This is a genomic window from Pseudomonas sp. WS 5410, from assembly GCF_012985645.1.
GTDB classification, from domain to species: Bacteria; Pseudomonadota; Gammaproteobacteria; order Pseudomonadales; family Pseudomonadaceae; genus Aquipseudomonas; species Aquipseudomonas shahriarae.
This window is the reverse complement of record NZ_JAAQWS010000001.1, coordinates 495039-521844: the sequence shown is the minus strand read 5'-3', so window position 1 is coordinate 521844 and position 26806 is coordinate 495039. Positions and strand designations below refer to the sequence as shown.

Sequence of the window (26806 nt, the reverse complement as noted above, 5' to 3'; positions counted from 1 at the left end):
TGCGTACCATCACTGCATCTTGTGTTTATACGAACTATTAAATCTATATGTAGTGTTTGGAGCCCCTAATGCAGATCACCTCAAGCCCGCTGGTCAGTACCCGCCTACACAAGCGCGATGGCACCCAGGTCGCCTTTGACGCCGAAAAAATCCGCCAGGCGATGATCGCCGCCGGTAACGCCACCGGCGAGTATCAGGAGGCCGAGGTCGATCTGTTGTTGGGGGCGGTGCTCGCCAGGTTGCGCGGGATCGCCCGGCTGGATGTGGAGCAGATCCAGGACAGCGTCGAGCGGGTGTTGATGGATGCCGGGTACTTTATGGCGATGCGCGCCTATATCGTCTACCGCGAGCAGCACGGGCGCCTGCGCCGGGATCGCAAGACCCTGGTGGAGGTCGCCACCTCGATGAACGAGTACCTCGACCGCGAGGACTGGCGCGTGCAGGCCAATGCCAACCAAGGCTATTCCCTGGGTGGGCTGGTGCTTAATGTGTCGGGCAAGGTCACGGCCAATTACTGGCTGGACGAGGTCTACAGCCAGGAGATCGGCCAGGCCCACCGTGAGGCGGACTTGCATATCCACGACCTGGACATGCTCGCGGGATACTGCGCCGGCTGGTCCCTGCGCACGCTGCTGCACGAAGGCCTCAATGGCGTGCCTGGCCGTGTCGAAGCCGGGCCACCCAAGCATCTGGGCAGCGCCCTGGGGCAGATGGTCAACTTCCTCGGCACCCTGCAGAACGAGTGGGCCGGCGCCCAGGCATTCAGTTCGTTCGACACCTACCTGGCGCCCTTTGTGCGCAAGGACCAACTGACGTTCCCCGAGATCCGCCAGGCGGTGCAGGAATTCATCTACAACCTCAACGTGCCGTCGCGCTGGGGCACCCAGACACCGTTTACCAACCTCACATTCGACTGGGTCTGCCCGGAAGACCTGCGCGAGCAGATCCCGATTATCGGCGGCGAAGAAATGCCGTTTGCCTACGGCGATCTGCAAGTGGAAATGGAGCTGATCAACCGCGCCTATATCGAAGTGATGCAGGCGGGCGACGCCAAGGGCCGGGTGTTTACCTTCCCGATCCCGACTTACAACATTACCCATGACTTCCCGTGGGACAGCGAAAACGCTGACCGCCTGTTCGAGATGACCGCGCGCTACGGCCTGCCGTACTTCCAGAACTTCCTCAACTCCGATATGCAGCCCAACCAGGTGCGCTCGATGTGCTGCCGCCTGCAACTGGACGTGCGCGAGTTGCTCAAGCGTGGCGGCGGGTTGTTTGGCTCGGCGGAACAGACCGGTTCATTGGGGGTGGTGACGATCAACTGCGCGCGCCTGGGCTACCTGTTCAAGGGCGATACCAGTGGCCTGCTGCAACGCCTGGACCACTTGATGGAACTGGCGATGGAGAGCCTGGAGGTCAAGCGCAAAGTGATCCAGCACCATATGGACGCCGGCTTGTATCCCTATACCAAGCGCTACCTGGGCACCTTGCGCAATCACTTCTCGACCATTGGCCTGAACGGCATGCACGAGATGCTGCGTAATTTCACCGGCGACGAGGAGGGCACCCATACCGCCCGTGGCCGCGAGTTTGCGCTGCAGGTGCTGGACCATGTGCGCGCCACGTTGCTGCGCTTCCAGGAAGACACCGGCCACCTGTACAACCTGGAAGCCACACCGGCCGAAGGCACTACCTACCGGTTTGCCAAGGAAGACCTCAAGCGCTACCCCGACATTCTCCAGGCCGGCAGCCTTGATGCGCCGTACTACACCAACTCCTCACAACTGCCGGTGGGCTTTACCGAAGACCCCTTCGAAGCCCTGGAGCTGCAAGACGAACTGCAATGCAAATACACCGGCGGCACCGTGTTGCACCTGTACATGGCCGAGCAGATTTCCTCGGCCCAGGCCTGCAAGCAACTGGTGCGCAAGGCCCTGGGACGCTTCCGTCTGCCATACCTGACAGTAACCCCCACGTTCTCCATCTGCCCGGTGCACGGCTACCTGGCGGGCGAACACGAGTTCTGCCCCAAGTGCGACGAAGCCCTGGGCCTGCCCCATTAATCAGTGGTTACCACAAGTGCCTGTTGCCGGTTTGGCAATAGGCTTCACCCCAAGGAGATTGACCATGCAAACCTCTCAGCCCCAACGCCAACGCTGTGAAGTCTGGACCCGTGTGATGGGCTACCACCGACCGGTTTCGGCCTTCAATCCCGGCAAGCAATCGGAGCATCGCGAGCGTGCGCACTTTACCGAAAGTGCCGCTGCGGCCGGGCGCCAATGAGCCGAGCGCTACGGGTCGGGGGCCTGGTGCCCCTGACCACCCTCGACTACCCCGGCATGCTCGCCTGCGTGCTGTTTTGCCAGGGCTGCGCCTGGCGTTGTCGGTATTGCCATAACCCGGACCTGATCCCCCCTCGCGGCAGCGATGAGGTGGATTGGCGCCGGGTTTTGCTGTTTCTGCAACGCCGCCAGGACCTGCTGGACGCCGTGGTGTTCAGCGGCGGCGAACCGACCTTGCAGGAAGGCCTGCCGGCAGCCATGGACGAAGTGCGCCATATGGGCTTTCGCATTGGCCTGCACAGTGCCGGGATCAAGCCTGCCGCGTTCGGCCACGCCCTGGTTCATGCCGACTGGGTCGGGTTTGACGTCAAGGCCCTGGCCGAGGATTGCCAGTTGATCACCCAGGTCAAAGGCAGCGGCGCCGCCAATTGGCGCAGCCTCGACCTGCTGCTGCACAGCGGCGTGGACTATGAGTGCCGCACCACCGTGCACTGGCACCTGATTGACCCGCAGCGCCTGCTGCTGCTGGCCCAGCGTTTGCAGGAACGAGGAGTCAAGCGTTTCGCCGTGCAGCTGGTGCGCACCGCGCGCATGCTCGATGAGCAGTTGCCGAGCGTTTCGGCGCAAGCCTTGCTGCCAGAACTGTGGGAAAAAATGCGGGCACTGTTCCCGGCATTTGTTTTACGGGGTTGAGCCTTTCGCACAACCCCTTTCAAGCGTGGCGACTGAACTCCCACCGGATCTACAAAGATGCTGCCCCTTGTGGGCAGGTATTCATCAGGGAGCTTATGACATGACTCGATTAACCACCGCCCGCCGCATCGCCATCGGCTTTGCTATCGCCCCCCTGGCCCTGGCCGGCATGGCGTTGTACGCCTTGCACGACCTGGGCACCCTCAAACAACAGTCGGAGCTGATCGTGCAGCAGGACTGGCCGAAAATCGCCCCGATCATGGTGATTGCCACCGGTGTGCGCGATAACGGCCGCAACACCCGTGACTTGCTGATCGACCAGGATAACCAGGCGGCCCAGCAGGCCATTGGTACTACCCGGCAACGCATCACCGACGCCTTTACCCAGTTAGAGCCGTTGTTCGATACGGCCGCCGGCCAGGCGGCCTATGCCGACCTGAAGAAACACCGCGAAGCCTATGTGGGCGCCTTTACCCAGGTGCAGGCACTGATCCGCCAGGGCGCCCATGCCGAGGGTGTGGCCCAGCTCAAGCAAAACGTACAACCCGCCGAGCAGGCGGTGTTCAAGAGCCTGGAGGCGATGATGGCCCTGCAGGGGCAGATTTTTGCCGAGCGCGAACACGCAGCGCAAACCCTGTACAGCGACGCGCGGCGCAATATGCTCGGGCTGTTCCTGCTGTGCGTGGCCCTGGTGGTGGCGGCAGCGGTGATTGTCACCCGCAGCGTGACCCGGCCCCTGGGCGGCGAGCCCGACGAGGCGGCGCGGGTGTTGAGCCAGATTGCCCAGGGCGACCTGACCACGGTAGTGCCAACGGCAGGCAGCGCTGACGGCAGCGTGATGAAGAACCTGCAGCACATGCAGCACAACCTTAACGAAATGGTGCGCCAGATCGCCGCGTCGGTGGACCGCGTGGCCAGTTCGTCCGAGGAGTTGAGCGCGGTCAGTAGCCAGACCAGCAGCAGCCTGCAGTCGCAAGGTATGGAGATTGAACAGGCGGCCACCGCGGTCAACGAGATGACGGCGGCGGTGGATGAGGTGGCGCGCAATGCCGTCAGCACCAGCGAAGCCTCGCGTCTGTCGGCGCAGACCGCCCAGCTTGGGCGTGATCAGGTGCAGGAAACGGTCGCCTCGATCAGCACCCTGGCAGAGGGTGTGAGCGGCACGTCGGTGCGCATCCAGCAACTGGCCGGGCGGGTGCAGGACATCAGCGGCGTACTGGAGGTGATCCGCAGTATTGCCGACCAGACCAACCTGCTGGCGCTCAACGCGGCCATCGAAGCGGCACGGGCCGGGGATGCCGGGCGTGGTTTTGCGGTGGTGGCTGATGAAGTGCGGGCCCTGGCCCATCGCACCCAGGCCTCGACCCAGGAGATCGAGCAGATGATCGGCAATATCCGCCTGGACACCGAACAGGCCGTGACCGCGATGCAGGGCAGCAGCGACCTGGTGCGAGCCACCTTGAGCGTGGCACAGCGCTCGGGCGAGGCGCTGGAAGCGATTACCCAGTCGATCTCGCAGATCAACGAACGCAACCTGATGATCGCCAGCGCCACCGAAGAACAGGCATTGGTGGCGCGGGAAGTGGATCGCAACCTGGTGGGCATTCGCAACCTGTCCGAGCAGGTGTTGCTGGGGGCCCGGCATACCGATACGGCGGGGCATGAGCTGGCGCAGATGGCCAGCGAGTTGCACCTGACAGTCGCCAGGTTCCGCGTTTAGCGCTGGGCCTGTGTGCGGGCTTGCCCGAATGCCGTTCAGTTAAGCGCAGATCCCCTGTGGGAGCGGGCTTGCCCGCGAAGACGTCGGCCCAGCAACCATTGATGTTGACTGACCCACGGCTTTCGCGAGCAAACCCGCTCCCCCATTTGATCTGCGCCGCTTTGAGTATTGCGTTCGCTTGACCGAACGGCGTCTTACAGGTTCCAGCCCCAGAACTGTAGCCACCAGCCATACGCCACCAGCCCATTACCCAGTAGCAGGCAAGCCGAGGCAGCGCAGCGTCGCGCCAGGGGTAGATCGGCCAGCTGTGTCCACGCCAGCCACACACACCAACCGACAGCCCCGACCAGCAATGCGCCGCGCGCCGGTTGGACCCATTCGAGCAGCAACCCTTCGTAGCGCAACAACTTCACCGTGGTGGCCGACAGCCCGAGGAACAGCCCCGCACCGCCCAGGGGCGTCAAGGTCAACGCCAGGGCCCAATACCGTGCACGATCACCGCTGATTCTTGCGGCCAGGCGCACCAGCCCCATCAAGGCGCCGCCGATCAGCAGGCCGCTGGCGCCCAGGTACGCGACGATGCAAAAGCCGTCCAGCCAACTGAAACTGTCGTTGGCCTGGGGGTAATGGGTCAACAGCCACCAGGGCGCGCTGTCCTGCAATGGCCACAGCCAGTCGCGCTCCACCAGCCACTGCGCCAGGGACTGCTTGAGCGTGATAAACCATGGGCTGACGGTCCACTGGAAGGCGCCCATCGCCAGGCCGATCACCCCGAACAGCAACAAGCGCGTATCCCAGGCCAACGCGGGTTTGCGTGGGGCCTGGAGGATTTCGCTATTGCATGAGCGGGCAATCAACTGCACCGCGCCCCGTTGCCCGCTGCAGCGCCCGCAGGCGTGGCAATCGCTGGCGCCTTGCAGGCGGCGGATGTCCAGCAGCGGCGCGCAGTTGGGCAAGGGCAGGCGCGGGCCGTCGTTGGCTTTCCAGCGTTGTTCGTCGACCTGGAAATGCACCGGTGCCAGGCGCGCGAGCAGGGCGAACACACCGCTGACCGGGCACAGATAGCGGCACCACACCCGTTTGCCGCGCACGAACAACAACCCCACCAGCACGGCGGCCACGGTCGAACCGCCGAGAATCAGCAGGGCCGCCTGGGCGTAGTCGTAGACACTGATCAACTGGCCGTAGAGGGTGGTCAGGCAGAAGCCTACCGTGGGCCAGCCGCCCCAGCGGATCCAGTTCGGAATGCCCAGGCCACGTCCATGGCGGCTGGCCCATTCGCTCAAGGAGCCTTCGGGGCAGAGCACGCCGCACCACACGCGGCCGAACAACACGATGGACAGCACTACGAACGGCCACCACAGGCCCCAGAACAGGAACTGTGCCAGCAGCGTCAGGTTATCCAGCAGGCGTGCCTGGCTGTCGGGTAGCGGCAGCCACGCCGGCACTACCAGCAGCCCGGCGTAGAACAGCACCACGGCCCATTGCACGCCACGAATCACCCGCCCATGGCGGCGCATGCCATCCCCCAGGCGTTGCAGCCAGGGGGTGTTCACAACGGCGCTCGCCGGGCCCGGTACAGCCCGCGGCCGACCAGCAACCAATACCCCGCCAGCACCAGTAGGGTGATAGTGCTGGGCGTCGCGCGGTAGCCGGCAAACCCTGCGAGCACGGCGCCCAGGCCGTGGCTGTCACTGAGCAGCACGCTGCTGTCCCACCAGGCTTCGCCGACCAGGGTGTAGACCCAGTTGGGCATGTCCATCGCCAGCAGTTGCCCGCCGATACGTTCCACGGCGGCCACTAGCAAGGAGGCTGCCAACAGCAGTAACAGAGCCTCGCTGAGGGCGAAAAAACTCGACCAGGAAATCAACCGGCGTGTACTGCGCAGCAGCATCACTGTGAGCCCGGCCAACACCAGGCCCAGCCCGCCGCCAATGGCGAACAGAGCCAATGCCGGGCCGTCCAGATGGGCGCCGGCGCCGTACAGAAACACCACGGTTTCGCTGCCTTCGCGGCTGACCGCCAACAGTGCCAGCAACAGCAACCCCAGGCCACCCTGGCGTGCCGCGCGCTGATCGGCTTCGCGCAGCAGGGTATGGCGCAGGCCCGGCCCGTGGCGATGCATCCAGAACACCATCTGCACCATCAGTAGGCTTGCCAGCAGGGTCATGCCGGCCTGGAACCATTCGCCGCCAGGGCCGCTCATGGCTTCGCCGGCCCACAGCATCAGGCCGGCCAGCCCGCCAGAACACAGCAGGCCCAGCACCACGCCAGCCCACAGGAAGCGCCCCAGGCGCGAGTCCTCGGGCTGCTGGCTGATCCAGGCCTGAAGGATGCCGATCACCAGCAACGCCTCGACGCTTTCGCGCCAGACGATAAACATCGATTGATTCATCAAATGCTCCTGGGCCGTTATTCGGCGAGGATGCTGCCTTCGGGCAGCTGTGAGTTGAATTCGTCGAAAAACGGATAGGCGCCCGGTTTGAGCGGGTGGATCACCACGAAGGTGGTGACCCCCGGTGACAGCACCTTTTCCACGCGCAGTGGTGTGCTCTCGAACTCGGCCGGGCCCTGGCCGATGTTTTTCAGCACGATCTTGAAGCGCTGGCCGGCCGCCACCTTGAGTTGCGCCGGAGTGAAGTGGCCGTCTTGCAGGGTCAATTCATAGGTGGGCAAGGGCGCGGCCAGGGCCGAGCCACAGGCCAGCAGGGCGCAGAGGGCGAGGGGGCGGCGCATTCAGTAGCCGCCTTTTTTGCCGATCCCCGCGTAGACGAATTCGTAGTGCACTTCACATCGCTCGAACCACGGCGTGACCCCGGTTTCCTTATCGGTGTGTCGGCCCAGTGAGCCATGGCCGCTGGGCGGCATCACGGTGAAGGTCAGCTGATATTTGCCCGGGCCCAGCAGCTTGACGTTGTCGCCGTAGTGCGGCCCGTCGTTGGCCACCATGGCGTGGAACTCACCGATGATCGGGCTTGCGCCGCCTTGTTTCTGCAGGCGGAACGACACGTTGAGGTAGGGCACGAAACTGCCCTCCTGGAAGCCCTGCTGGTTGTCGGCGGTGGCGCGGATATCGGCTTCCAGATGCACATCCGAATCGGCGGTGGCGCGCATCATGCCTGGCGGTGCCATCTCGATCGGTTGCAGATAGACCGCGCCGACTTCCAGGCCAGGGCACATTTGTGGCTCGCCGATCGGGTATTCCTTGGCGACGGCCGCGCCAGTCGACAACAGCAGGGCCAGTGACAGCGTGAAGGGGATACGCATGGGTACTTCCTGACAGGGCAAATGAGAAGTCGAGTCTAGAAAGCTTTGCTGTAAATAATAATGATTCCTGTCAAGTTTCCAGGGATATACACATAACCATTCTTGACGTTGGTCAAGGCCGTGGGGCGGCGCCAGCCGTAGGATCCAATCACTGCCCACCGCTGTGGAGCCTGCTCATGGCCAAGCCATTCCCGCTCAACCCCAAACACCCCGAACGTATCTGCTGGGGCTGTGACCGTTACTGCGCAACCACCTCCCTGGCCTGCGGCAACGGGGCTGACCGCACCATGCATCCGGCCGAAATGATCGGCGACGATTGGTACCTGCATGGGGATTGGGGGATTGAGTTACCGATTGCTACGGACAAAGTGCCGGAAGCTGGCTGACCGGTGGTGAGGGGGCTTGCCAGGTGCCTGAGCAGTCGTTGGCATTTTTTCTGAACCCTCACGTTCACCCCTGGCCCTAAGGTATATGACCTCAGGAGGTGAACCATGCAAATCGAATACATCTGGATTATTTTGGCAACGCTGTTGGTGCTGGCTGAGTTGTGGGCGATCAACTGCGTATTGCGCAGTGCCAGTCGAGCCGAAACCAAGATGCTGTGGGTCGTGGTGATTGTATTCGTGCCCCTGCTGGGCATGATTCTGTGGGCGATCACCGGGCCCAAGGCGATTGCCAAGGAAAACGCCGGCGCCAATCGGTGAACCTCCCGCGTAAAAAAATCGTTTAAATGCCAAAAGAGTTGTCCACGAAAACCGTGGGTATCTCTGTGGATAACCTTGCGCGGGCCCGGCAGCGCTGGCGATTCAACCCGCGGTTAATATTTGATCAGGATCGTTCGCAAGCCTTTTGGCGTGCGGCTTGCGCTTGACACGCGTCGCTGAAATCGGTGCCGGATCCGCAGTTCTACAGCAAACCCTGGAGCGCCTGGCGATAGCTGCGACCACCCAGGCTCAGGCTGTTGTTATGACTCGCCCCCGGCACCAACAGCAGGTGCTTGGGCTCCAGGGCCGCATCAAACAGTTGCTGGCTGAAGCGCGGCGGCACATAGCGGTCGTCAAGGCCATGCACCACCAGCAAGGGCATATGGATATCGGCGATCTTGTCGATGGAATCAAACTTCTGCGACAGCAACCAGCGCACCGGCAGCGAGGTATTCGCCACGGCCGCCGCCACGTCGGCCAGGGAGGTAAAGGTGGACTCGATCACCAGCCCGCGCACCGGAGGCGGCAGCTGTTTATCGGCGGCCTGCTGGCCCAACTCGGCCGCCAGATCGATGGCGACGGCGCCGCCCAGGGAATGGCCGTAGATCAGGCGCTTGCCTGGATCAGGTTGCAGCACCTGGAAGCGCTCCCAGGCAATCCGCGCATCTTCATAGACGCTGGTCTCTGACGGCAAGTCGCCCTGGCTCTGGCCAAACCCGCGATAGTCGATGGCCAGCACCGAGTAGCCCTGGGCGTGCAGTTGCTCGATGCGAAACAGCTGGCCAGTGAGGTTCCAGCGCACGCCGTGCAGGTACAGGATCGCCGGCGCGTCTTTTTTCGCCGCCGGCCACCACCAGCCATGCAGGCTCTGCCCGGACTTGAAGCTGGCCGGCTTGAGTTCGAACTCCTGTAAGCCTTGAGGGAGGCCGCGGTACCAACTGGCGGTGCCGGGCTCGATGCGAAACACCAGCTCGCGCTCCTTGTGTTGAAGCACATTGCAGCCCACGGGCAGGCCGATGATCAGCAATGCCATGCACAGCAGGGGCAACCAGCGCAAACGCAGGCGCGAGAGAAAACGTGAGGCCATGGAGGTTCCAGGACAGGAGCGAAGCCGGATTTTTACCAGATGCCTGGCCAGTGAGGGGAATATTCAGACCACCGTCAGGGGGCGATTGCTTGCAAAGTGTTACAGGCGGTCTGCACGCGATTGCGCCCTTGATCCTTGGCGCGATACAGCGCCTGGTCGGCCTGGGACAGCAGGCGCGACAGATCGTGGCAGGCCGGCGTGGTGGTCACCACCCCGATGCTCACACTGAGGAACCCCGGTGCCAGCAGGTCCAGCTCGGCGAACCGCTGGCGAATGCGTTCCGCTACCTGCACGGCGCCTCGTTCATCGGTATTGGCCAGCAGGCAGGCAAACTCTTCGCCACCAATACGCGCAAACAGATCGTGCTTGCGCAAGATCGACGCGGTCAGTTGGCTGAAGGCGATCAACGCCTGGTCGCCCATGGGATGGCCAAAACTGTCGTTCAAGCGCTTGAAGTAGTCGAGGTCACACAACAGCAATGTCACCGGCTGCCCGCGCTGCATGCTGTCGGCCAGCAGTTGTTCGCCATGGAGCATGAACGCCCGGCGGTTGCCGATACCGGTCAGCACGTCGGTGAAGGCGGCCGCCTTGAAGTTGAGTTCGGCGCGCTCCTTGACCATCGCCAGGGTGACGTAGGCGATGCCGATGGCATACAGCATGGATTCGAACAGCATGAACGAAAAAAGCTGTACGCCGTCGTTCATCAATGCGTTCGGGTCCTTGTACGGCATGCCGGGATCGAGCACGCCGCGCACGCAGTAAAAGGTCGTATGCAACAGCATCAGCACCACGGCTGGCAGATAGGCCACTTCCAGGTGTTGACGGTGGCGCCACAACTCCAGGGCCGACAGCACGCCGTAGCTCGCGGCTATCAGGGAATACAGGGTCACCCGGCTGGACATCGAGCCATAGAACTGCGGGACCAGGCACATCACCAGCCACAGCGCCGGCCCGGCAAGGATGCCCGGCAGGTGTGGCTTGCCCTGGACAAACAGGCGCATGGCGGTCCAGTTCATTGCCGCGCTCATCAGGAGCACCACATTGCCTATCACCAGCGCGACGAAGTCCACGCCCACCCCGCGCACGACCATCAACGCCGTGCCGAGGGAGGCCAGCAACAGCATCACGCCAAGATAGCCCAGGGTGGGCTCACGTACGCGATGCCAGGCATGCACGGTGAGCAAGCCCATCAGGCAAAAAACGAAGACGGCAACTATCAGGAGCGTCGGTATGTGCAGCATCATGTCCTTGACCCCGAAGGATGCACTGTCGAGATCACCCCGTCGGACACATGCCTGGGCGGTGATCCGGTGCACAAAGGGCGCAATTGTAGCTGGATAACCCATAACAATGCTGGCCTATGGACAGCTTGACGCTGGCAGGGCGTCACCGACATGCTGCGCGACCCTGCGACCAAAAGGCTCCCCATGGACAACAGCCCCGTACGCATCACCGCCGAAGAGTTGCTCTCGGACAACTGGTACCTGCTGAAAAAATACAGCTTCGACCTGCGTCGCCGGGACGGCAGCTGGCAAGCCCAGACCCGCGAGGTGTACGACCGCGGCAACGGTGCAACCATCCTGCTGTACAACACCTTGCAGCGCACAGTGTTGCTGATTCGCCAGTTCCGCATGCCGACCTTCGTCAATGGTCATGACGGCTACCTGATCGAAACCGCCGCTGGCTTGCTGGACAACGCCAGCCCCGAAGAACGTATTCGCCTGGAAGTCGAGGAAGAAACCGGCTACCGCGTAGGCCACGTGGAGAAAATCTACTCGGCCTTCATGAGCCCGGGCTCGGTGACCGAGCGCATTCATTTCTTTATCGGTGAGTACCAACCTGGCGACCGCGTGGGCGAGGGCGGCGGGCTGGAGCACGAAGGCGAAGATATTCAGGTGCTGGAGTTGGGATTCGACGAGGCCATCGCCATGGTTGGCCGCGGCGAAATTGTCGATGGCAAGACCATCATGCTCCTGCAATACCTGGAGCTGCGGCTGCTCAAGGCGGCGCTGACCCACGCGTAGAAGCCAGCGCCTCCAGGGGCATTTTCTTCAATACGCACTGGCTACAGGGACGTAGCGTACAGGCCTGTCCACCTGTCATTACAAAAAAGGAAGTGCAATGAGTTTGATCATGTCCATGGCCGCCTTCGCCTTGGCGACGTCCATCACCCCCGGCCCGGTCAATGTGGTCGCCCTTGGCTCGGGCGCGCGCTTTGGTTTTGCCGCCAGCCAGAAACACGTGGCCGGCGCGGCCTTGGGCTTCACCTTGCTGCTGGTGTTGATTGGCCTGGGCCTGCACGAACTGCTGGTGCGCTGGCCGATCCTGACCCAGGGCATCCAGTGGGGCGGGGTGGCCTTTCTGCTGTACATGGCCTACAAGCTGGCGATGGACGACGGCCGGCTGGATGCGCAAGACGCGGCTGTTGCGCCGTCGATGCTCTATGGCGCGGTCATGCAATGGCTCAACCCCAAGGCCTGGCTGGCGTGTGTGGCGGGCATGGGCCTGTTTGCGGCCGATGGTGAGGCCGCGCGGGTCTGGCAACTGGCGGCGGTGTACCTGGTGATTTGCTATCTATCGGTGGCGTGCTGGGCGTATGTCGGCACGTTTTTTCGTCGTTACCTGAGCAATGCCCGGGGCATGCGCCTGTTCAATCGGGCCATGGCGCTGTTGCTGGTGATCAGCGTGGTGTACCTGTTGCTGGCGTGAGTCAGCCGCGATACTGCCCCGGCGTGGCCGCCAGGTGTTGCTTGAACGTGCGCTGCAGATGCGCCTGGTCGGCAAAACCGGCGGCCAGTGCCACATCGGCAATCAGGTGGCCGCTACGTAACTGGTTGCGGGCGAACTGGACGCGCTGGTTGATCAGGAACGCATGGGGCGTCATGCCGTAAGCCTGCTTGAACGCGCGAATCAGGTACGACGGCGACAGCTGCGCCGCCTGGCAGATTGCTTCCAGCTTCAGCGCCTCGGTGCAATGCGCGCGGATGTACTCGGCGGCGTGTTCCAGCTTGTGATTGACCTCGCGTACAGGCTCGGCAGCCGGGTTCAGGCGCAGTTGCACCTCAGTGAAAAAACTCACCACGGCGCTGTGTTTCTGCAGGTGTTCGGTGTGCTCGTCGACCAGCACGGTGTACAGCTCCAACAGGCCGGCAAACAGCAGCGGGTCGTCGGTATGGGTCGCGTCGAAGCGGCGAAAGCCCAAGTCTCTGGCAAACCCCAACTGGTGTTGCAGATCGGTCAGCCAGGGCGTGTCGATGTAGAGCATGTGATACGACCAGGGCTGGTCGTCGATGGGGTTGCAGGCATGCACATCGCCCGGGTTCATCAGCACCACGGTGCCGGCGCGGATGTGGAAGGTGTCCGGGCCATGGAGATACAGGCTTTGCCCGGCGGTGATCGCGCCAATCGAAAAGTGGTCGTGGGCATGCCGGGTGTAGCAGACCTTGCGCCCATCCTCGATGGTACGCGCCTCGATAAACGGCAGGCTGGCATCACGCCAGAAGCGTGGGGCGGCGAGGTCGGGCAGCGCCATGGTGCAATCTCCGGGGGACCTTGTAGGACCACGATGATTGCACATAAATACGCCGCCGACCTTATCTAGGCGCCGGCAAACCCCCACATTTTTCAGGGGGCGCCCCCCAGGCTTAGAAGTCCCAGCGCGTTGCCAGTTGCAGGCTGCGCGGCTCGCCGTAGAACCCGGTGCCGAAGTTGCCCAGGCCGGTGTAGTACTTTTTATCCAGGGCATTTTTCACGTTCAACGTCGCGCTCAAGTGCTCGTTGAAGCGATAGCGTGCCATCAGGTCCACCAGGTAGTAGCTGTCCTGGGTGATGCGCGCGTATTGGCCAAAGTTGACCGTGTCATTCGGGTTGGGCTGGAACACATTGCCGAAGAATTCGCTCTGCCAGTTGACCCCGGCGCCGAGGGTCACCTTGTCCAGCGCGCCCGGCAGGCGATAGGTGTTGAACAGGCGCACCACTTGTTGCGGCGTGGTGGTTTGCAGCACCGAGCTGTAGACGTAATCGTCGTTGGCATCGCGGGTGTGCTGGTAGGTGTAGCCGGCCGAGACATTCCAGCCGTCCAGCACTTCGCCGGCCAGTTCCACCTCAAAGCCCTTGGTGGTGGCGCCGGCAATCGGGCGATAGATCGAGTCGCTTTCAAAGCCCGAGACGTATTGCGCGACATTGTCCTGCTCGATGCGGAACGCGGCGAAGCTGGCGTTCAGGCGGCCGTCGAAAAAGGCTGCCTTGAGCCCGGCTTCGTAAGTGTCGCCCTCAATCGCGTCGAGCAATTTGCGGTCGGCATCCTTGCTGTTTTGCGGGCGGTAGATCTTGGTGTAGCTGCTGTACACCGACCAGATGTCGTTGAGGTCATAGACCACCCCGGCGTAGGGCGTCACCACCCCGGTTTGCTTGTAGCTGGTGCGGGCGTCGGTACTCGTCGCAGCGTAGAAGTCGGTGGTGTCGGTGTTGCTGAAATTGCTGACGCGAGTACCCAGGATCACCGACAGGTCATCGGTAGGCTTGAGGCGGGTCGCCAGGTAGGCGCCGGTTTGGCGTTGCACAATATCGTTCTGGCCGCTGCGCGGGATATCCGGCTTGGCGTACTCACCACGCCAGTCATAAATGCTGCCGCCCACCGGCGGGTAGATCGAACCGTAGACCGGCACGTCCTGTTTCGAGCGGGTTGCCATAAAGCCCATGATCAACTCGTGCTCGCGACCCAACAGGCTGAACGGGCCGCTGAGGTTGACGTCGAGGGTGTTCTGCACCTGGTCGCCCTTGTACTTGCCCATGAACATGTACATGCCCTCACCAGTGACCTGGTCCGGGTTGCCGCCACTGGCGGAGGCGAGCAAGGTGTCGTGCTGGCTGCGCTTGCGGTCCAGGCTGACTTTGAGCGACCAGTCGTTGGCCAGCTTTTGCTGGACCGAGGCGAAGATCGTCTGGTTCTGGAAGTCGCGGCGGCTCCAGTCGGCGGCCGGGTTGAACGAGCGCGAGAAATTCGTGCGATTGCCATTGCTGAAATACATCGGGAAACCGGTCCAGCTGGCGCCACGGGAGCGGGTGTCCTGCTGGTCGATACCGAAGGTCAGCAGGGTGTCGGGAGTCAGATCGGCTTCGAGGATGCCGTAGGCAATGTCCTTGGTGTGCTGGTAGTGGTCCAGGTACGACGAGCGATCCTGATAAACCCCGACAAAACGCCCGCGCACATTGCCCGACTCGGTCAGCGGCCCGGAGATATCGCCTTCGGTGCGGTAGTTGTCCCAGGAGCCCACGGTGCCGGTAACCGAGGCCTTGAAGTCCTTGGTGGGCTTTTTACGGATCAGGTTGACCGTGGCCGACGGGTCGCCCGAACCGCTCATCAGGCCCGATGAGCCCTTGATGATTTCCAGGTGGTCGTACACCGCCATGTCGGTGCTGGTGGTGCCGTAGTCATACACGCCGTCATAGGTGGAGTTGACGCCGTCGTACTGGAAATTGGTGATCGGCAGGCCACGGCTGGAGAACTCCCAGCGCTCGCTGTCGTAGTTCTGCACGCTGACGCCAGGGGCGCGGCGCAGGGTGTCGGCGATGTTGTTGGAACCCTGGTCATCCATCTGCTGGCGGGTGATCACGGTGACCGACTGCGGCGTCTCGCGGATCGACAGCGGCAGGCCGGTGGCCGAGGCCATCGAGCCGGTGGTGTAGGAATGACTGTCTTCGGTGGTGGCGCCCAGGGCCACGCCGGAAATGGTGGTGGCACCCAGCTCCAGCTCGCCGGTATTGAGCGGCACCAGCTCCAGCACATAGCCATTGTCGCCCTGGGGTTGGGCCTGCAAACCGCTGCCTTGCAACAAACGCTGCAAGCCGGCTGCGGGGGTGTAGCTGCCACTGAGTCCAGGGCTGGTCTTCCCGGCTGCCAGGCTGTTGTGGCCGGCGATAAACACCCCGGACTGCTCGGCAAAGCGATTCAGCACGCTGACCAGCGACCCGGCGCCAATGTTGTAGCTGCGCGTGGTTTCCTGGGTCGACGGCGTTTCCACCGCCTGCACATTGAGCGGGCCCAGGCAGAGCAGGGTCGCGGTGATGGCCAGCGCCAGGGGGCGCAGCGTGAAAGCAGCGGGTTGCGACATGGAAGGTTCCCTACGGATTCGGCGAATATGAAAGCGTCTGCTGGGTTAACCGAACGAACGTCGAAAAGGGGAACAGGTGGAGCCAAAAAAACTGCTCGCCTTGAGCCAGGCCTGTTGTGGCGAGCGGGCTTGCCCGCGTTGGACTGCGCAGCAGTCCCATCTTTTGGGGCCGCTACGCGACCCAACGCGGGCAAGCCCGCTCGCCACAACAGCCCGGTTGGTGGGCGTTAAGTAGCGTGCGTTTTGGGCCCCACGCTGACCCACCACGGCAGCACTCTGTCCACCTGGATCGGCAATGCCGCCTCCAGCAGCCGCAACGCATGCTCGCTGTCCTTGAGCGGGAACGAGCCCATCACTGGCAGCTGGGCCACGGCCGGATCACAACCGAGGTGGCCGGGCCGGTAGCGGTTCAGTTCACCGATCAATTGGCCCAGGGGCAGGTTGTCGGCCAATAGCACGCCGCGGCTCCAGGCCTCGCGGGTGGCGGATGCGGGCACTGTGCTGCGGATCGTGTGCCGACCGAACACCGCCTGTTGCCCGGACTCGATAATGCGTACCTGCTGGCCGTCGGCGGTGCGCACTTCTACCCGGCCGTCGAAGACATTCAGGGTGGTGCTGTCTTCGCCGTGCAGCACACTGAAGCGCGTACCCAGGGCACGCAGGTGGCCGTGCGCGGTGTCGACCAGGAACGGCCGCTGGAGGTCCTTGGCGGTGTCGATCAACACTTCGCCAAAACGCAGGTGCAACAGGCGCTGCTGCGCATCGAAGCGTACATCCATGGCGCTCAGGGCGTTGAGCCAGATGTGTGTGCCATCGGCGAGCAACGCATCGCGGATCTCGCCGCTGGCCGTGGCGTAGTCGGCGCTCCAGCCGCCGATCACCCGGGGCAGGGCAGTGCCGCGCCAGGTGCCCCAGGCCAAGGTCGAACCGGCGCACAGCACCAATAATGTCTTGAGGGTTTGCCGCCGCGTGCTGCGCAGGGCGCGGCCGGCGCCGATGGGCTCGTCGGTCAGGGGCGCGAAGCGTTGGCTGACGCGCTCGACATAGCGCCAGGCAGCCTGATGCTCGGGGTTCTGCCCCAGCCATGTCTGCCAATGCTGTTGTGCCTGACTGCCGCCTTGCGGGTCCTGTAGGCGCACATACCATTGGGCTGCCTGCTGCAGGCTGGCGTGGCTGAGTTTTCCGCTGGGGTTCATTCCACCAGCAACCCGTCGAGCTCGGCTTCCAGCACCGCGCAGTGCAACAGCGCCTGAGCCATGTATTTTTTCACCATGCGCTCACAGACCCCCAACTGCAGGGCGATTTGCTTGTAAGTCAGGCCATGCAGTTGCGCCAGCAGGAAGGCGTCGCTGACCTTGCGCGGCAGGCGCGCGAGCATGGCATCGACCTCGTACAGGGTTTCGACAATGATCGCCCGCTGCTCCGGCGATGGCTGCACCGCCTGTGGGCGGTCGGCGAGGCTTTGCAGCCAGGCCTGCTCCAGTTGGCGGCGGCGCCAATGGTCGATGCACAGGCCACGGGCGATGGTCGCCAGGTACGAGCGCTCGCGCACGGCGTCAGCCTGGTCAGGCGGGCGCTTGAGCACGCGGATAAAGGTGTCTTGCGCCAGGTCGGCGGCATCCCAGCGGTTGCTCAGGCGCCGGCGCAACAGGCCGAGCAGCCAGGAGTGGTGGCTGCCGTAGAGCTGACTGAAGGAAGCGGGGGAAGTCGACACAATATCCAACCGGCGCTGGCGCCACGACGTGAATAGGAATTGGTCGCGATTAAAGCAAAGGCCTGCGGGCAGCGCAAATGATATTGGTTTGCTTTTGCGAAAGGCTTTGCCTGCAGAGCTGCACAAATCAAATGTGGGAGCTGGCAAGCCAGCTCCCACAAGGCGTCTCCGGCCTAAACTCAAGATCAGCTACGTGAGGTCGGCACCAGAAACGCGGCCTCCAGCAACTGCCGGGTATAGGCATGCTGGGGATCGGCGAAGATGGTCTTGGCATCCCCCTGTTCCACCACTTGCCCCTGTTTGACCACCATCAACTGATGGCTCAGGGCTTTGACCACCGCCAGGTCATGGCTGATAAACAGGTAGGTCAGGTTGTACTTGGCCTGCAGGTTGCGCAGCAGTTCCACCACCTGGCGCTGCACCGTGCGGTCGAGAGCCGAGGTGGGCTCATCCAGCAGGATCAGGCGTGGCTTGAGCACCAGGGCGCGGGCAATGGCGATGCGCTGGCGTTGACCTCCGGAGAATTCGTGGGGGTAGCGGTGGCGGGTCTGCGGGTCGAGCCCCACCTCCTTGAGCGCGGCGATAATCGCTGCTTCCTGCTCGGCCGCGGTGCCGATCTTGTGGATGCGCAAACCTTCGCCAACGATCTCGCTGACGCACATACGCGGGCTCAGGCTGCCAAACGGGTCCTGGAACACCACCTGCATTTCCCGGCGCAATGGCCGCACCTGTTGCTGGGTCAGTTGGTCCAGTTGCTGGCCCTCAAAACGGATCCCGCCCTTGCTGCCGATCAACCGCAGGATCGCCAGGCCCAGGGTAGATTTGCCCGAGCCGCTTTCGCCGACAATGCCCAGGGTCTGGCCCTGGGGCAGGCTGAAGTGGATACCGTCCACCGCCTTGACGTAATCGACGGTATTGCGCAGGAAGCCTTTTTTGATCGGGAACCAGACTTTCAGGTCGTCGACTTCCAGCAGCGGCGGGCCAACCGCGTTGCTTGCCGGACCGCCACTGGGCTCGGCGGCCAGCAGTTCCTGGGTGTACGGATGCTGCGGGGAGCGAAACAGTTCTTCGCAGGACGCCTGCTCGACAATGCAACCGCGCTGCATCACACACACGCGGTGGGCAATGCGCCGCACCAGGTTCAAGTCATGGCTGATCAGCAACAGCGCCATGCCCAGGCGCGCCTGCAACTCCTTGAGCAGTTCGAGGATCTTCAACTGCACGGTCACGTCCAGGGCCGTGGTCGGCTCGTCGGCGATCAGCAGTTCCGGCTCGTTGGCCAGGGCCATGGCGATCATCACCCGCTGACGCTGGCCGCCGGACAACTCATGGGGCAAGGCCTTGAGGCGCTTGTGCGGTTCGGGGATGCCCACCAGGTCCAGCAGTTCCAGGGTGCGCAGGGTCGCAGCCTTGCCGGTCAGGCCCTTGTGCAGGCCCAGCACTTCGTTGATCTGCTTTTCGATGGAGTGCAGCGGGTTCAGCGAGGTCATCGGCTCCTGGAAGATCATCGCAATGCGGTTGCCGCGAATCTGGCGCAGGGGCTTTTCTTTCAGGGTCAGCAGATCCTGCCCGGCATACTTGATCGTGCCGGACGGATGCCGCGCCAGGGGGTAGGGCAGCAGGCGCAGAATCGAGTGGGCGGTCACCGACTTGCCGGAGCCGCTTTCGCCGACCAGGGCCAGGGTTTCACCGCGGCGGATATCGAAGCTGATATTTTCCACCACGCGCTGATGCTGCTCGCCGGTGACGAACTCGACGCTGAGGTCGCGGACTTCGATCAGATTGTCCTGATTCATCTCATTTCCTCGGGTCGAAGGCATCGCGAGCGGACTCGCCGATAAACACCAGCAAACTCAACATGATCGCCAGCACCGCAAAGGCACTGATGCCCAGCCATGGCGCCTGCAGGTTGGATTTGCCCTGGGCCACCAACTCGCCCAGGGACGGCGACCCGGCGGGCAGGCCGAAGCCCAGGAAGTCCAGGGCGGTGAGGGTGCCAATCGCGCCGGTGAGGATGAAGGGCATAAAGGTCATGGTTGAGACCATGGCATTGGGCAGGATATGGCGGAACATGATCGCGCCGTTCTGCATGCCCAGGGCCCGGGCCGCGCGCACGTATTCCAGGTTACGGCCACGCAGGAACTCGGCGCGCACCACGTCCACCAGGCTCATCCAGGAAAACAGCAACATGATCCCCAGCAGCCACCAGAAGTTCGGCTGTACAAAGCTGGCGAGGATGATCAGCAGGTACAGCACCGGCAACCCCGACCAGATTTCCAGGAATCGCTGGCCGGCCAGGTCGACCCAGCCGCCATAAAAACCCTGCAGGGCCCCGGCCGCCACACCGATGATCGAGCTCAACACCGTCAGGGTCAGGGCAAACAGCACCGAGACTCGAAAGCCATAGATCACCCGCGCCAGCACGTCGCGGCCCTGGTCGTCGGTGCCCAGCAGGTTATCCGCCGAAGGCGGCGCCGGCGCCGGGACTTTCAGGTCGTAGTTGATGCTCTGGTAGCTGTAGGGGATCGGTGCCCAGAGCGTCCAGGCATCCTTGGCCTTGAGCAGTTCGCGGATGTACGGGCTTTTGTAGTTGGCTTCCAGGGGGAATTCGCCGCCGAAGGTGGTTTCCGGGTAGCGCTTGAGCGCCGGGAAGTACCAGTCGCCGTCGTAATGCACTGCCAACGGCTTGTCATTGGCGATCAACTCGGCGCCCAGGCTCAGGCCAAACAGAATCAGGAACAGCCACAGCGACCACCAGCCACGTTTATTGGCCTTGAAACGCTCGAAGCGGCGGCGATTGAGGGGGGATAGCGTCATCTCAATGCTCCCGGCTTTCGAAGTCGATACGCGGGTCGACCAGGGTGTAGGTCAAATCACCGATCAGTTTCACCACCAGGCCCAGCAGGGTGAAGATAAACAGGGTGCCGAACACCACCGGGTAATCGCGGTTGATCGCCGCTTCAAAGCTCATCAGGCCCAGGCCGTCGAGGGAGAAGATCACTTCGACTAGCAGCGATCCGGTAAAAAAGATGCCGATAAACGCTGAAGGGAACCCGGCGATCACCAGCAGCATGGCGTTGCGGAACACATGGCCGTAGAGCACGCGGTGATTGGTCAGGCCCTTGGCCTTGGCGGTGATCACGTACTGCTTGTTGATCTCGTCGAGAAAGCTGTTTTTGGTCAGCAGGGTCATGGTGGCGAAGTTACCGATGACCAGGGCCGTGACCGGCAGCGCCAGGTGCCAGAAGTAGTCGAGGATCTTGCCGCCCCAGCTCAGTTCGTCAAAGTTGTTGGAGGTCAGGCCTCGCAGCGGGAACCAGTCAAAATAACTGCCGCCGGCAAACACCACGATCAGCAGGATGGCAAACAGAAACGCCGGGATCGCATAGCCGACGATGATTGCCGAACTGGTCCACACGTCAAAGTGGCTGCCATGGCGAGTGGCCTTGGCGATCCCGAGGGGGATCGAGACCAGGTACATGATCAGGGTGCTCCATAACCCGAGGGAGATGGACACCGGCATTTTCTCCTTGATCAGGTCGATGACCTTGGCGTCGCGAAAGAAGCTGTCGCCAAAGTCCAGCTGGGCGTAGTTCTTGACCATGATCCACAAGCGTTCCGGCGCCGACTTGTCGAAGCCGTACATCTTCTCGATTTCCTTGATCAGCGTCGGGTCCAGGCCCTGGGCCCCGCGGTAGCTGGAGCCGGCCACCGAGACTTCGGCACCGCCACCGGCGATACGGCTGGTAGCACCTTCAAAGCCTTCGAGCTTGGCGATCATTTGTTCCACCGGGCCGCCGGGGGCGGCCTGGATAATCACAAAGTTGATCAGCAAAATGCCGAACAGCGTGGGGATGATCAGCAGCAACCTGCGAAAAATATAAGCCAGCATGTCAGTCGCCTCCGCTCGCCGGATCGGCCGTGGTCTGGGGTTGCGGCGTTACGGCCGGGGCCTGATGGGGCTTGATCCACCAAGTGGCAATGCCCACGTCATAGCGGGGCGGGACTTTAGGGTGGCCAAGGTGATTCCAATAGGCCACGCGGTAGGTCTTGATGTGCCAGTTGGGGATCACGTAGTAGCCAAACTGCAAGACTCGGTCCAGGGCCTTGGCATGGGCCACCAGGCTGTTGCGCGAGTCGGCATTGATCAATTGTTCCACCAATTCGTCGATGGCCGGGTCCTTGAGGCCGATGTAGTTTCGGCTGCCGGGCTTGTCGGCACTGCTCGATTGCCAGAACTCACGCTGCTCGTTACCCGGTGAGGAGGACTGCGGAAAGCTGCCGACCATCATGTCGAAGTCCCGCGAGCGCACGCGGTTGACGTATTGCGAGACATCGACCCGGCGGATCACCAGTTCGATGCCCAGGTCCGCCAGGTTGCGCTTGAACGGCAGCAGGATGCGCTCGAAGTCGGTCTGGGCCAGCATGAACTCGATGCTCACCGGCTTGCCGGTGGTGTCGACCATCTTGTCGTCAACAATGCGCCAGCCGGCCTCTTGCAACAGTTGGTAGGCTTCGCGCTGCTGGGTGCGGATCATGCCGCTGGCATCGGTTTTTGCCGGGGCGAAGGCCTGGGTGAAGGCTTCGTCAGGGATCCTGCCGCGCAGCGGTTCGAGAATCGCCAGTTCGGCAGGGCTGGGCAGGCCGGTGGCGGCCATGTCCGAGTTCTCGAAATAGCTGCGGGTACGGGTATAGGCGCCGTTGAAGAGTTGCTTGTTAGTCCATTCGAAGTCCATCAACAGGCTGATCGCCTTGCGCACCCGCACGTCCTGGAACATCGGCTTGCGGATATTGAACACAAAACCCTGCATCCCGGTGGGATTGCCGTTGGGCAGTTCTTCCTTGATCAGCCGGCCCTCGGCCACGGCCGGGACGTTGTAGGCGTTGGCCCAGTTCTTGGCCGTCATTTCCTGCCAGTAATCGAACTGCCCGGCCTTGAGCGCCTCCAGGGCCACGGTGCTGTCGCGGTAGTAATCGCTGATGCGGTAATCGAAGTTGTACAGGCCCTTGTTGACGGGCAGGTCCTTGCCCCAGTAATCCTTGACCCGCTCGTAGCGGATCGAGCGCCCTGGCTTGACCTCGGCCACTTTGTAGGGGCCGCTGCCCAGGGGGATCTCCAGGCTGCTCTTGGCAAAGTCACGCCCGGCCCACCAGTGTTTGGGCAACACTGGCAATTGGCCGAGGATCAACGGCAGTTCGCGGTTGCTGGTGTGCTTGAACTTGAACAGCACGCGCAATGGGTCTTCGGCGATCACTTCGGCGACGTCGGCGTAGTAGGTGCGGTAGATCGGGCTGCCCTGGGTGATCAGGGTCTCAAAGGTGAACACCACATCTTCGGCATGCACCGGATGGCCATCGTGGAAGCGCGCTTCGGGCCGCAGGTAGAAGCGTACCCAGCTGTTATCCGGGGCTTTTTCGATCTTGCCGGCGATCAGGCCATATTCAGTGATGGGTTCGTCCAGGCCCTGCTGGGCCAGGGTGTCGTAGACCAGGGTGATGTTATCGGCGGGCACGCCCTTGCTGATAAACGGATTGAGGCTGTCGAAGCTGCCCATGGCTGCTTCGCGAAAGGTGCCGCCTTTGGGCGCATCCGGGTTGACGTAGTCGACATGCTTGAAATTGGCCGGGTACTTGGGCGGCTCGTCATACAGGGTCAAGGCATGTTGTGGGGCAGCAACGGCCTGGGCGCAAAACAACAGGCCACTGATAATCGCAGTACGCAAAGGCATCATTGGGGTTTCTCCGAAGCTTTCAGCCACCACGCGCTCAGGCCCAGGCTGTAGGGCGGCGTGGTGACGAAGGCGAACCGGTTACGGTACGCCAGGCGATGATAGTTGAGATACCAATTGGGAATACTGTAGTGCTGCCACAGCAGGACCCGGTCCAGGGCCCGGCCGGCGGCGACTTGTTGGTCGCGGGTCTGCGCGGCGAGCAGTTGCTCCAGCAGGTGGTCGACCACCGGGTTGGCGATGCCCGCGTAGTTCTTGCTGCCTTTGATCGCGGCCTGGCTGGAGTGGAAGTACTGCCACTGCTCAAGGCCAGGGCTCAAGGTCTGGTTGAGGGTCATCAGGATCATGTCGAAATCAAACTGATCGAGGCGCTGCTTGTACTGCGCGCGGTCCACCGTGCGCAGGCGGGCATCAATGCCGATGCTGCGCAGGTTTTCGACGTAAGGTTGCAGGATGCGCTCCAGGTTCGGGTTGACCAGCAGGATTTCGAAACGCAGCGGCTGGCCATTGCTGTCGAGCAGGCGCTGGCCAGAGAGTTTCCAGCCACCTTCGGCCAGCAGGCCGAGGGCACGGCGCAAGGTTTCCCGGGGGATGCCGCGCCCGTCGGTCTGCGGCAGGCTGAAGGCCTGGGTAAACAGATTGGACGGCAGCTGGTCGCGATAGGGCGAGAGCATCAGCCATTCATGACCCACCGGCAGGCCGCTGGCCGCGAATTCGCTGTTGGGGTAGTAGCTCAGGGTGCGTTTATAGGCGCCGCTGAACAGGGTGCGGTTGGTCCACTCGAAATCGAACATCAGCCCCAGCGCTTCGCGCACTTTGGCCTGGCTGAAAGTGGCGCGCCGGCTGTTCATGAACAGGCCCTGGCTCTGGGTCGGGATCTGGTGGGCAATCTGCGCCTTGATGACTTCGCCACGGTTCACCGCCGGGAAGTTGTAGCCATTGGCCCAGTTTTTGGCCTGGTGTTCGATATAAATGTCGAATTCGCCGGCCTTGAATGCCTCGAAGGCCACGTCGCTGTCGCGATAGAACTCCACCTCGACCTTGTCGTAGTTGTAGAACCCGCGATTGACCGGCAGGTCCTTGCCCCAATAGTCCTTGACCCGCTCGAACACCAATTGCCGGCCCGGTTGCACCTGGCTGATGCGATAGGGCCCGCTGCCCAGCGGCGGCTCGAAGGTGGTGGCCTTGAAGTCGCGGTTTTTCCAGTAGTGCTGAGGCAGCACCGGCAACTCGCCCAGGCGCAGGATCAACAGCGGGTTGCCGGCGCGCTTGAACACGAAGCGGATGCGATGGGGGTTGAGTACATCCACCCGGGCCACTTCCTGCAGGTTGGTGCGGTATTGCGGATGGCCTTCGGTCAGCAAGGTGCGGTAGGAAAACGCCACGTCGTCGGCGGTAATGGGCTTGCCGTCATGGAAGCGCGCTTGCGGGCGCAGGTTGAACACCACCCAACTGCGGTCCTCGCTGTACTCCACAGATTGGGCAATCAGGCCATAACTGGACGTGGGCTCGTCGCCGGATGGGGCGTACTGGCCGGTGCCGACCATCAGCGGCTCGTTGAGCTCGTTAACGCCGTATTGCAGGAAATTGGCGGTGGAGACCGGGCTGGAGCCCTTGAAGGTATAGGGGTTGAGGGTGTCAAACGTGCCAAATGCCATGACCCGCAAGGTGCCGCCCTTGGGCGCTGCGGGGTTTACCCAATCGAAGTGGGTGAATTTGGCCGGGTACTTGAGCGTACCGAACTGCGCATAACCGTGGTTCTCGGTAATGGTCGCATTCGCGCAAAAGCTCAAGGCCAGACTTATTAGTAGAAGGAGGGGACGCTTCAAGTCAGAGATCCGATCCGGGCGGCTTGGGCTTTATGATCGGTACAGTAACAGCTTGTTCCGCTTGGAAAAAGACTGTTGAAAAGGCCATTTTCAGGCTCGGAGGGATCTTGAGCGGTGCGCAGGGCCTGTATGGGAGCTGGCTCCCATACAGGCCTGCGTGCACTCGGTTTATCTTGGCCCGGAAACCACCAGCATCTGCCCCGGCTTCAAGGCCTGGCCAGTGCGAGGGTTCCAACGCTTGAGATGTTGCATCTCGACGTTGAAGCGCTTGGCAACCATGTACAGCGAGTCACCTTTCTTGACCTTGTATTGCACCGGTTTCTTGCCGCCAGCCTTGGCCACCAGTTTGCGGGTGTCCTGCATCACCAGGGTCTGGCCAACCTTCAGGGCCTGGCCATTGAGCTTGTTCCAGCGCTGCAGGTCATGCACATCGACCTTGTTGGCCTTGGCAATCAGCGTCAGGTTGTCGCCGCTCTTGACCTTGTAGCTGCGCGAGCGCCCGGCCACGGCCTTGTGTTCGACTTCGTCAAACACCGGCTTTTTCGGGCGCAGGCTCAACAATTCCTCGGGGTTCATCGAGGACAGGCTACTGGCCAGTAACTGCGCCTTGGAGGTGGGCACCAACAAATGCTGGGGACCGTCCAGGGTGGTGCGTTGCTTGAAGGCCGGGTTGAGCTGGAACAGTTCGTCTTCGTCGATCTCGGCCAGCGCGGCGACCCGGGACAGGTCCATGCTTTGCTTGACTTCGACCATTTCGAAGTACGGCGTGTTGGCAATCGGGTTCAGGTTGACGCCGTAGGCCTCGGGGGCCAGCACCACCTGGGACAGCGCCAGGAACTTGGGCACGTAGTCCTTGGTTTCCTGGGGCAGCGGCAGGTTCCAGTAGTCGGTGGGCAGGCCGAGCTTCTCGTTGCGCTCGATGGCCCGGCTGACCGTGCCTTCACCCGCGTTATAGGCCGCCAGGGCCAGCAGCCAGTCGCCGTTGAACATGTCATGCAGACGTGTCAGATAGTCCAGGGCGGCGGTGGTGGAGGCGGTGATGTCGCGACGGCCGTCGTAGGCACGGGTCTGGCGCAGGTTGAAGTAGCGCCCGGTGGAGGGAATGAATTGCCACAGGCCGACCGCATCGCTGCGTGAATAGGCCATTGGGTTGTAGGCACTTTCAATCACTGGCAGCAGCGCCAGCTCCAGGGGCATGTTGCGTTCTTCAAGGCGTTCGACGATGTAGTGAATATAGAGGCTGCCGCGTTCGCCGGCATTCTCCAGGAAGGACGGGTTGCTGGCGAACCACAGGCGCTGTTGCTCGATACGCGGGTTGACGCCGACACCGTCCTGCAGTTGGAACCCCTGGCGCATGCGCTCCCAGACATCCTGGGGGACCTGCGGGCTTGGCTTCTCTGAGAGCCAAAGGGGTTTTTGCTTGATCTTGGCTGTGAGTACGGGTTTGGGTTGCACGGTGGATTGTGCAGCGAAATGAGTGGTTTGGCAGCCCGCCAGAGTTGCGGATACGGCCACCGCAATGGCTTGAGCCAGGCGGGTCAATGCGTCTGAATGGTTGGACTTACGAATAGATGACGACATTGGCTGGAAGTTAGTTCCGGGCAAAAATGTCGGGCGATTCTAGAAAGCGCTTGGGTTCCGGTCAACCATTCAGAAATTTCGTATCAG

24 protein-coding genes are annotated in these 26806 nt (G+C 62.4%); 8 read left to right on the top strand and 16 right to left on the bottom strand.

What is annotated here, in order from left to right:
* Positions 1-68 precede the first annotated feature (68 nt).
* From HBO24_RS02175 to HBO24_RS02160, 4 genes are all read left to right on the top strand, one after another.
* Positions 69-2063 (top strand): ribonucleoside triphosphate reductase, encoded by a 1995-nt coding sequence (locus HBO24_RS02175; protein ID WP_057436835.1) that lies wholly within the window; start codon positions 69-71, stop codon positions 2061-2063.
* 64 nt (positions 2064-2127) lie between these two features.
* On the top strand, positions 2128-2283 hold the full coding sequence (gene nrdD / locus HBO24_RS02170; protein WP_038441552.1) for an anaerobic ribonucleoside-triphosphate reductase: 156 nt from the start codon (positions 2128-2130) through the stop codon (positions 2281-2283).
* A complete protein-coding gene (locus tag HBO24_RS02165) occupies positions 2280-2975 on the top strand; it encodes an anaerobic ribonucleoside-triphosphate reductase activating protein (RefSeq protein ID WP_057436833.1) in 696 nt (231 codons plus the stop codon). Before nrdD ends, HBO24_RS02165 begins: the two co-directional genes overlap by 4 nt.
* 100 nt (positions 2976-3075) lie before the next feature.
* Complete coding sequence (locus HBO24_RS02160; RefSeq protein WP_169960676.1) at positions 3076-4695, top strand: methyl-accepting chemotaxis protein; 1620 nt, start codon at positions 3076-3078, stop codon at positions 4693-4695.
* 194 nt (positions 4696-4889) lie between these two features.
* Here the strand turns inward: HBO24_RS02160 and HBO24_RS02155 are convergent, their stop codons facing one another.
* From HBO24_RS02155 to HBO24_RS02140, 4 genes are read right to left on the bottom strand one after another with little or no spacing between them, the layout of a single operon-like run.
* Positions 4890-6215: a 4Fe-4S binding protein gene (locus HBO24_RS02155; protein WP_170044293.1), complete on the bottom strand. Its 1326-nt coding sequence runs from the start codon at positions 6213-6215 to the stop codon at positions 4890-4892.
* A gap of 32 nt (positions 6216-6247) precedes the next feature.
* Complete coding sequence (locus tag HBO24_RS02150) at positions 6248-7090, bottom strand: FTR1 family protein (protein WP_057436829.1); 843 nt, start codon at positions 7088-7090, stop codon at positions 6248-6250.
* 17 nt (positions 7091-7107) lie between these two features.
* The gene (locus HBO24_RS02145; RefSeq protein WP_057436827.1) at positions 7108-7431 is read right to left on the bottom strand and encodes a cupredoxin domain-containing protein; all 324 of its coding nucleotides are present in this window, start codon (positions 7429-7431) and stop codon (positions 7108-7110) included.
* The gene (locus tag HBO24_RS02140) at positions 7432-7962 is read right to left on the bottom strand and encodes an iron transporter (RefSeq protein WP_170059230.1); all 531 of its coding nucleotides are present in this window, start codon (positions 7960-7962) and stop codon (positions 7432-7434) included.
* Between the two features lie 176 nt (positions 7963-8138).
* On the opposite strand from HBO24_RS02140, the gene HBO24_RS02135 reads away from it, so the two are divergent.
* Together HBO24_RS02135 and HBO24_RS02130 are read left to right on the top strand one after the other, a co-directional pair.
* A complete protein-coding gene (locus tag HBO24_RS02135) occupies positions 8139-8348 on the top strand; it encodes a DUF3079 domain-containing protein (RefSeq protein ID WP_057436825.1) in 210 nt (69 codons plus the stop codon).
* A 105-nt stretch (positions 8349-8453) separates the two neighbouring features.
* Positions 8454-8666, top strand: coding sequence for a PLDc N-terminal domain-containing protein (locus HBO24_RS02130; RefSeq protein WP_057959387.1), 213 nt, complete (start codon positions 8454-8456; stop codon positions 8664-8666).
* Positions 8667-8868: 202 nt separating this feature from the next.
* On the opposite strand, the gene HBO24_RS02125 is transcribed toward HBO24_RS02130, so the two are convergent.
* The gene (locus HBO24_RS02125; protein ID WP_170059229.1) at positions 8869-9753 is read right to left on the bottom strand and encodes an alpha/beta hydrolase; all 885 of its coding nucleotides are present in this window, start codon (positions 9751-9753) and stop codon (positions 8869-8871) included.
* Between the two features lie 74 nt (positions 9754-9827).
* Positions 9828-10997 carry a GGDEF domain-containing protein gene (locus HBO24_RS02120; RefSeq protein ID WP_057436819.1) on the bottom strand — a complete coding sequence of 390 codons (1170 nt, stop codon included), beginning with the start codon at positions 10995-10997 and terminating at the stop codon, positions 9828-9830.
* Positions 10998-11180: 183 nt separating this feature from the next.
* Between HBO24_RS02120 and HBO24_RS02115 the strand changes: the two genes are divergently transcribed.
* Both HBO24_RS02115 and HBO24_RS02110 read left to right on the top strand, forming a co-directional pair.
* Positions 11181-11777: an NUDIX domain-containing protein gene (locus tag HBO24_RS02115; protein ID WP_170059228.1), complete on the top strand. Its 597-nt coding sequence runs from the start codon at positions 11181-11183 to the stop codon at positions 11775-11777.
* Positions 11778-11874: 97 nt separating this feature from the next.
* Positions 11875-12462 (top strand): LysE family translocator, encoded by a 588-nt coding sequence (locus tag HBO24_RS02110; protein WP_057445062.1) that lies wholly within the window; start codon positions 11875-11877, stop codon positions 12460-12462.
* Position 12463: 1 nt separating this feature from the next.
* Here the strand turns inward: HBO24_RS02110 and HBO24_RS02105 are convergent, their stop codons facing one another.
* The 10 genes from HBO24_RS02105 to HBO24_RS02060 form a co-directional block, all read right to left on the bottom strand.
* Positions 12464-13285 (bottom strand): AraC family transcriptional regulator, encoded by an 822-nt coding sequence (locus HBO24_RS02105; RefSeq protein WP_170059227.1) that lies wholly within the window; start codon positions 13283-13285, stop codon positions 12464-12466.
* A gap of 112 nt (positions 13286-13397) precedes the next feature.
* Positions 13398-15866, bottom strand: a complete 2469-nt coding sequence (locus tag HBO24_RS02100; protein ID WP_057959390.1) for a TonB-dependent receptor — start codon at positions 15864-15866, stop codon at positions 13398-13400.
* 227 nt (positions 15867-16093) lie between these two features.
* A complete protein-coding gene (locus HBO24_RS02095) occupies positions 16094-17062 on the bottom strand; it encodes a FecR domain-containing protein (RefSeq protein WP_170059226.1) in 969 nt (322 codons plus the stop codon).
* Entirely contained in the window at positions 17059-17589 is a 531-nt protein-coding gene (locus HBO24_RS02090; protein WP_115128320.1) for a sigma-70 family RNA polymerase sigma factor, read from the bottom strand. Before HBO24_RS02090 ends, HBO24_RS02095 begins: the two co-directional genes overlap by 4 nt.
* Before the next feature lie 176 nt (positions 17590-17765).
* A complete protein-coding gene (locus HBO24_RS02085; protein ID WP_169960683.1) occupies positions 17766-19376 on the bottom strand; it encodes an ABC transporter ATP-binding protein in 1611 nt (536 codons plus the stop codon).
* A gap of 1 nt (position 19377) precedes the next feature.
* Positions 19378-20397, bottom strand: a complete 1020-nt coding sequence (locus HBO24_RS02080; RefSeq protein WP_057436809.1) for an ABC transporter permease — start codon at positions 20395-20397, stop codon at positions 19378-19380.
* Position 20398: 1 nt separating this feature from the next.
* Positions 20399-21472 (bottom strand): microcin C ABC transporter permease YejB, encoded by a 1074-nt coding sequence (locus tag HBO24_RS02075; protein WP_057436807.1) that lies wholly within the window; start codon positions 21470-21472, stop codon positions 20399-20401.
* Between the two features lies 1 nt (position 21473).
* Positions 21474-23312, bottom strand: a complete 1839-nt coding sequence (locus HBO24_RS02070) for an extracellular solute-binding protein (RefSeq protein ID WP_057436805.1) — start codon at positions 23310-23312, stop codon at positions 21474-21476.
* Positions 23309-25138 carry an extracellular solute-binding protein gene (locus tag HBO24_RS02065; RefSeq protein ID WP_115128318.1) on the bottom strand — a complete coding sequence of 610 codons (1830 nt, stop codon included), beginning with the start codon at positions 25136-25138 and terminating at the stop codon, positions 23309-23311. Before HBO24_RS02065 ends, HBO24_RS02070 begins: the two co-directional genes overlap by 4 nt.
* 168 nt (positions 25139-25306) lie before the next feature.
* Entirely contained in the window at positions 25307-26719 is a 1413-nt protein-coding gene (locus tag HBO24_RS02060) for a lytic transglycosylase domain-containing protein (protein WP_115128317.1), read from the bottom strand.
* Between the last annotated feature and the right edge of the window lie 87 nt (positions 26720-26806).

Excerpts from the sequence above, each read along its gene's own strand:
- HBO24_RS02175 (WP_057436835.1), top strand. The coding sequence starts at position 69 with ATGCAGATCACCTCAAGCCCGCTGGTCAGTACCCGCCTACACAAGCGC.
- nrdD (WP_038441552.1), top strand. The coding sequence starts at position 2,128 with ATGCAAACCTCTCAGCCCCAACGCCAACGCTGTGAAGTCTGGACCCGT.
- HBO24_RS02165 (WP_057436833.1), top strand. The coding sequence starts at position 2,280 with ATGAGCCGAGCGCTACGGGTCGGGGGCCTGGTGCCCCTGACCACCCTC.
- HBO24_RS02160 (WP_169960676.1), top strand. The coding sequence starts at position 3,076 with ATGACTCGATTAACCACCGCCCGCCGCATCGCCATCGGCTTTGCTATC.
- HBO24_RS02155 (WP_170044293.1), bottom strand. The coding sequence starts at position 6,215 with ATGCGCCGCCATGGGCGGGTGATTCGTGGCGTGCAATGGGCCGTGGTG.
- HBO24_RS02150 (WP_057436829.1), bottom strand. The coding sequence starts at position 7,090 with ATGAATCAATCGATGTTTATCGTCTGGCGCGAAAGCGTCGAGGCGTTG.
- HBO24_RS02145 (WP_057436827.1), bottom strand. The coding sequence starts at position 7,431 with ATGCGCCGCCCCCTCGCCCTCTGCGCCCTGCTGGCCTGTGGCTCGGCC.
- HBO24_RS02140 (WP_170059230.1), bottom strand. The coding sequence starts at position 7,962 with ATGCGTATCCCCTTCACGCTGTCACTGGCCCTGCTGTTGTCGACTGGC.
- HBO24_RS02135 (WP_057436825.1), top strand. The coding sequence starts at position 8,139 with ATGGCCAAGCCATTCCCGCTCAACCCCAAACACCCCGAACGTATCTGC.
- HBO24_RS02130 (WP_057959387.1), top strand. The coding sequence starts at position 8,454 with ATGCAAATCGAATACATCTGGATTATTTTGGCAACGCTGTTGGTGCTG.
- HBO24_RS02125 (WP_170059229.1), bottom strand. The coding sequence starts at position 9,753 with ATGGCCTCACGTTTTCTCTCGCGCCTGCGTTTGCGCTGGTTGCCCCTG.
- HBO24_RS02120 (WP_057436819.1), bottom strand. The coding sequence starts at position 10,997 with ATGATGCTGCACATACCGACGCTCCTGATAGTTGCCGTCTTCGTTTTT.
- HBO24_RS02115 (WP_170059228.1), top strand. The coding sequence starts at position 11,181 with ATGGACAACAGCCCCGTACGCATCACCGCCGAAGAGTTGCTCTCGGAC.
- HBO24_RS02110 (WP_057445062.1), top strand. The coding sequence starts at position 11,875 with ATGAGTTTGATCATGTCCATGGCCGCCTTCGCCTTGGCGACGTCCATC.
- HBO24_RS02105 (WP_170059227.1), bottom strand. The coding sequence starts at position 13,285 with ATGGCGCTGCCCGACCTCGCCGCCCCACGCTTCTGGCGTGATGCCAGC.
- HBO24_RS02100 (WP_057959390.1), bottom strand. The coding sequence starts at position 15,866 with ATGTCGCAACCCGCTGCTTTCACGCTGCGCCCCCTGGCGCTGGCCATC.
- HBO24_RS02095 (WP_170059226.1), bottom strand. The coding sequence starts at position 17,062 with ATGAACCCCAGCGGAAAACTCAGCCACGCCAGCCTGCAGCAGGCAGCC.
- HBO24_RS02085 (WP_169960683.1), bottom strand. The coding sequence starts at position 19,376 with ATGAATCAGGACAATCTGATCGAAGTCCGCGACCTCAGCGTCGAGTTC.
- HBO24_RS02080 (WP_057436809.1), bottom strand. The coding sequence starts at position 20,397 with ATGACGCTATCCCCCCTCAATCGCCGCCGCTTCGAGCGTTTCAAGGCC.
- HBO24_RS02075 (WP_057436807.1), bottom strand. The coding sequence starts at position 21,472 with ATGCTGGCTTATATTTTTCGCAGGTTGCTGCTGATCATCCCCACGCTG.
- HBO24_RS02070 (WP_057436805.1), bottom strand. The coding sequence starts at position 23,312 with ATGATGCCTTTGCGTACTGCGATTATCAGTGGCCTGTTGTTTTGCGCC.
- HBO24_RS02060 (WP_115128317.1), bottom strand. The coding sequence starts at position 26,719 with ATGTCGTCATCTATTCGTAAGTCCAACCATTCAGACGCATTGACCCGC.